Below are 3,031 nucleotides of genomic sequence, written 5' to 3'. Positions count from 1 at the left end.
AGGGAACAGCCGGAAGGTCATCACGCTGCCGAAGGAGGAGAGCTACCGGGAACACAGGAAGGCGGCGCGGCAGTCGGAATATATCGCCAGACAGGGCCGCGAGGCGCTGGAGAAGCTGCGCAACATGGGTTAAGTCCCAACACATAAACCAATCAAACGGAAAGGAAGGGTATCGTAAATGAAAAGTCTGGCAGAACGTGTGTGCCTCAGATTAAGAATCATAAACATGAACAAGGCGGAGCTGGCCTGGCAGTTTGATAAGGAAGGGATGAAGTGCTCCCGCTCCATGCTGAGCCAGTACTTAAACGGGAAATATCCAAGCAGGCCAGTAAAGCTGGAGGAACGTCTGGAGAGGTGGCTGGAGGAGACAGAGGAACAGGAAGCAGCCTTCCGGCAGGAAAAACCGCAGGTGGCAGATAAGTATGCCCAGCAGATTGCCCGCCAGTTTGCCACCCAGAAAGAACCGGAGGAAGCGGGAGAGCAGGAGCCGCTGCTGGAAGAGGAAGAGCCGCCCCGGATGGGAAGCAAGCCGGATGTGTTTGAATCCGATGATTACATCAACATAGTAGGCATCTGCAACCTGTGCCAGCAACAGCAGGGAAGCGCCATCGTGGTGGGGCGGTCCGGCTACGGTAAGACCTACAGCCTGAAGCAGTACGCCAGGCTGCCCCGTGTCATCTACATCGAGTGCAACGAGTCCATGAGCTGCCGGGACCTGGTAAGGCGGATAGAGAAGCAGCTGTGCCTGCCAAAGCGTTACGGTACGAATGACGAACGTCTGGAGGAAATCTGTGAGTTCTTCAACGTGAACCGGGGGTATCTGATGATAGTGGACGAGGCGGACAAGCTCATCAACAAGTACACCATCAAGAAGATTGAGCTGCTGCGCACCATCATGGATTCGGCCGCGGTAGGGATGGTACTGGCCGGGGAGCTGTCCCTGGAGGCCCACCTGGCTGCGTATGATGAACGGTTTGCCAACCGTATGGACTTTGCGTACCGGCTCCATGGTCTGGGAAAAGCCGAGGTAGAGCGCTACCTGGAGGACTGGAGCGTGGAGGAGAGGGCCATGGAGGTGCTGACCAGCCGGGCCAGGAACAGCAAGAACGGCTGTTTCCGGCTGTTTGACCGGACCATGAACAACATCATCCGTCTGATGCGGGAACGGGAACAGACGACCATCACGGAAACAATCATCAACGAGGCATCCGCCATGATGCTGCTGTAGGGAGGGAATGGACGATGAAACGCAAGATACTGACCATCACATACACATGCCCGGAGGACAAGGTGAACCTGGGGGAGGCGGACATCATGGGATATATCCTCCAGCAACTTGGGGAGCTGGGAGCCTATGATATCAACCTGAAGGCCAGTTCCGCGGAGGTGCGGGAACCGGCTGCGCCAAAGGTCAGGGAGACGGGACCCCAAATCCCTGTGTTCCTACAGGAACGCAGGAGCCGGCTCAGGAGGGAAGTGCCCTGCCTGCCAGGAGGAGGGGAAGCCTATGGGAACGGGATATAGGTATACCATCAAGACCCTGTGGGGGTTAGCCAAATCAAAGGAGCTGGGGCTGACCGAGGAGGAGCTGCACCTGCTGGTGGCCCGTGAGACCGGGAAGGACAGCATCCGTGAGCTGAACCGGTCGGAGCTGTCCCGTGTCTGCCATATCCTGCAGAAACAGAAGGACGATATCAAACGGCAGGAAGGGAGGCTGCCGGAGCGCAGGGGGAACCCGCAGACCGGACGGCAGCGCCGAAAGATAGGCCAGCTGAAGGAGAAGCTGGGCTGGGAGGAGCGGCAGGTCCGTGCCCTGTGCCACCGGATGTACTGGGTGGACGCAGTGGAATGGCTGACCTATTACCAGTGCCAGGGATTGATTGAGGCCATGAAGGCCATCCTGGAGCGGAAGCCGGAAAAGGAGGATGGCCGGGGATGAAGGATAAGGAAGGTAAGGGGACGTTTGGGTCTGCTATGGCGGGGTTCCTATGTGCGCAGTTGGAAGCCACGGCCATCTACCTGGGGCATCCAGCTACACAGCAACAAAAATCCGATTGGATGGAGCTGGAGGTGGAGGCCCTTCTCCGTGAAAGCCAGCTTGCCAGGGAGGCGGTCCAGCTGAAGCAGACCCTGGAGCTGGGGGAACATGTGCGCCGGGAAATAGAGAAGGAGCAGATGAAGAAGGATACGCCGGAAGGGATGCTGAGCTGATGGAAGGACTGATGCAGCTGTTTGACCGGAAATACCGGGAATACCAGGATTATCTGGATGAAAAGTCCTGGGCGGATGCGGCCCTTGCCCAGTCCTACCTCCTGGGGGTCCTGCATTGCATGTGGGCCTTATGGGACCGGAAGGCGGAGAATGCAAAGCAGTACCATGAGGAGATAGTGCGCCGGAGCCATAGGATAGAATAGTAAAGAGAGGAGAGTGGAGATGAAACGGACAATTAAGTTACACACAGGAGCGACCAAGGTCGTTGAGGATGCCACGCATAAGATAATGACAATCCAGGAATGGAGGGAGGAAGGAAAAAGACGTTTTGGTAAGGACTACATGGATTGGAAGTTTGAGTGCCCTATGTGCGGACATATTGCATCAATCAGGGATTTTAAAGAGGCCGGAGCCAAAGGACCAAACTGTGCCTGCCAGGAGTGCCTTGGAAGATATACGGGAAAGGGGGCCCCGAAGGCGGGAGATGCGTCTGGCTGCAACTGGGCGGCTTATGGACTCTTTGGTATCCCGAATGGGAAGGGGATTATTGTCCTGGATGAAGAAGGAATCGGAACGGAGTGTTTTGCGTTTGCAGGACAGGAGGTGTAGTCATGCCAGGGAAACATACGAAGCTCTTTAAACGCATATTCCATGGTGATTTCCGTCCGGCTGACGGAATGGACTATTCCCGCGCATATAAACGCTGGATGAAGGAGAACTATGAAGCCCACCAGAGATTCCGGAAAACATTAAAAAAAGGCCAGCTGGAGGCGTTTGACGAATTAGAGGAAATGGATATTGAGCTATCAGGAAGGGCCCA

7 protein-coding genes are annotated in these 3,031 nt (G+C 56.0%); all 7 read left to right on the top strand.

Annotation, left to right across the window (positions count from 1 at the left end):
- Nucleotides 1–178 precede the first annotated feature (178 nt).
- Nucleotides 179–1,228 (top strand): AAA family ATPase, encoded by a 1,050-nt coding sequence (locus HMPREF9469_RS23940; RefSeq protein WP_007868083.1) that lies wholly within the window; start codon nt 179–181, stop codon nt 1,226–1,228.
- Between the two features lie 14 nt (nt 1,229–1,242).
- Nucleotides 1,243–1,524 carry a hypothetical protein gene (locus HMPREF9469_RS23935; RefSeq protein ID WP_007868078.1) on the top strand — a complete coding sequence of 94 codons (282 nt, stop codon included), beginning with the start codon at nt 1,243–1,245 and terminating at the stop codon, nt 1,522–1,524.
- Nucleotides 1,508–1,939 carry a regulatory protein GemA gene (locus HMPREF9469_RS23930; RefSeq protein ID WP_007868076.1) on the top strand — a complete coding sequence of 144 codons (432 nt, stop codon included), beginning with the start codon at nt 1,508–1,510 and terminating at the stop codon, nt 1,937–1,939. The genes HMPREF9469_RS23935 and HMPREF9469_RS23930 overlap by 17 nt, the downstream gene beginning before the upstream one ends.
- Complete coding sequence (locus HMPREF9469_RS23925; protein WP_007868075.1) at nt 1,936–2,211, top strand: hypothetical protein; 276 nt, start codon at nt 1,936–1,938, stop codon at nt 2,209–2,211. Before HMPREF9469_RS23930 ends, HMPREF9469_RS23925 begins: the two co-directional genes overlap by 4 nt.
- Nucleotides 2,211–2,414, top strand: a complete 204-nt coding sequence (locus HMPREF9469_RS23920) for a hypothetical protein (RefSeq protein WP_002572743.1) — start codon at nt 2,211–2,213, stop codon at nt 2,412–2,414. Before HMPREF9469_RS23925 ends, HMPREF9469_RS23920 begins: the two co-directional genes overlap by 1 nt.
- A gap of 19 nt (nt 2,415–2,433) precedes the next feature.
- The gene (locus tag HMPREF9469_RS23915; RefSeq protein WP_007868073.1) at nt 2,434–2,820 is read left to right on the top strand and encodes a VVA0879 family protein; all 387 of its coding nucleotides are present in this window, start codon (nt 2,434–2,436) and stop codon (nt 2,818–2,820) included.
- Between the two features lie 2 nt (nt 2,821–2,822).
- A partial coding sequence (locus tag HMPREF9469_RS23910; RefSeq protein WP_007868071.1) for a hypothetical protein occupies nt 2,823–3,031 on the top strand: 209 nt, incomplete at its 3' end.

The sequence above is a fragment of the [Clostridium] citroniae WAL-17108 genome (assembly GCF_000233455.1).
Taxonomy (GTDB): Bacteria; Bacillota; Clostridia; order Lachnospirales; family Lachnospiraceae; genus Enterocloster; species Enterocloster citroniae.
Note: the sequence above shows the minus strand (reverse complement) of the source record. Positions and strands in the feature narration are given on the sequence as shown.

What these genes read in the sequence shown, in the direction of transcription:
- HMPREF9469_RS23940 (WP_007868083.1), top strand. Translation starts at nt 179, where the DNA reads ATGAAAAGTCTGGCAGAACGTGTGTGCCTCAGATTAAGAATCATAAAC.
- HMPREF9469_RS23935 (WP_007868078.1), top strand. Translation starts at nt 1,243, where the DNA reads ATGAAACGCAAGATACTGACCATCACATACACATGCCCGGAGGACAAG.
- HMPREF9469_RS23930 (WP_007868076.1), top strand. Translation starts at nt 1,508, where the DNA reads ATGGGAACGGGATATAGGTATACCATCAAGACCCTGTGGGGGTTAGCC.
- HMPREF9469_RS23925 (WP_007868075.1), top strand. Translation starts at nt 1,936, where the DNA reads ATGAAGGATAAGGAAGGTAAGGGGACGTTTGGGTCTGCTATGGCGGGG.
- HMPREF9469_RS23920 (WP_002572743.1), top strand. Translation starts at nt 2,211, where the DNA reads ATGGAAGGACTGATGCAGCTGTTTGACCGGAAATACCGGGAATACCAG.
- HMPREF9469_RS23915 (WP_007868073.1), top strand. Translation starts at nt 2,434, where the DNA reads ATGAAACGGACAATTAAGTTACACACAGGAGCGACCAAGGTCGTTGAG.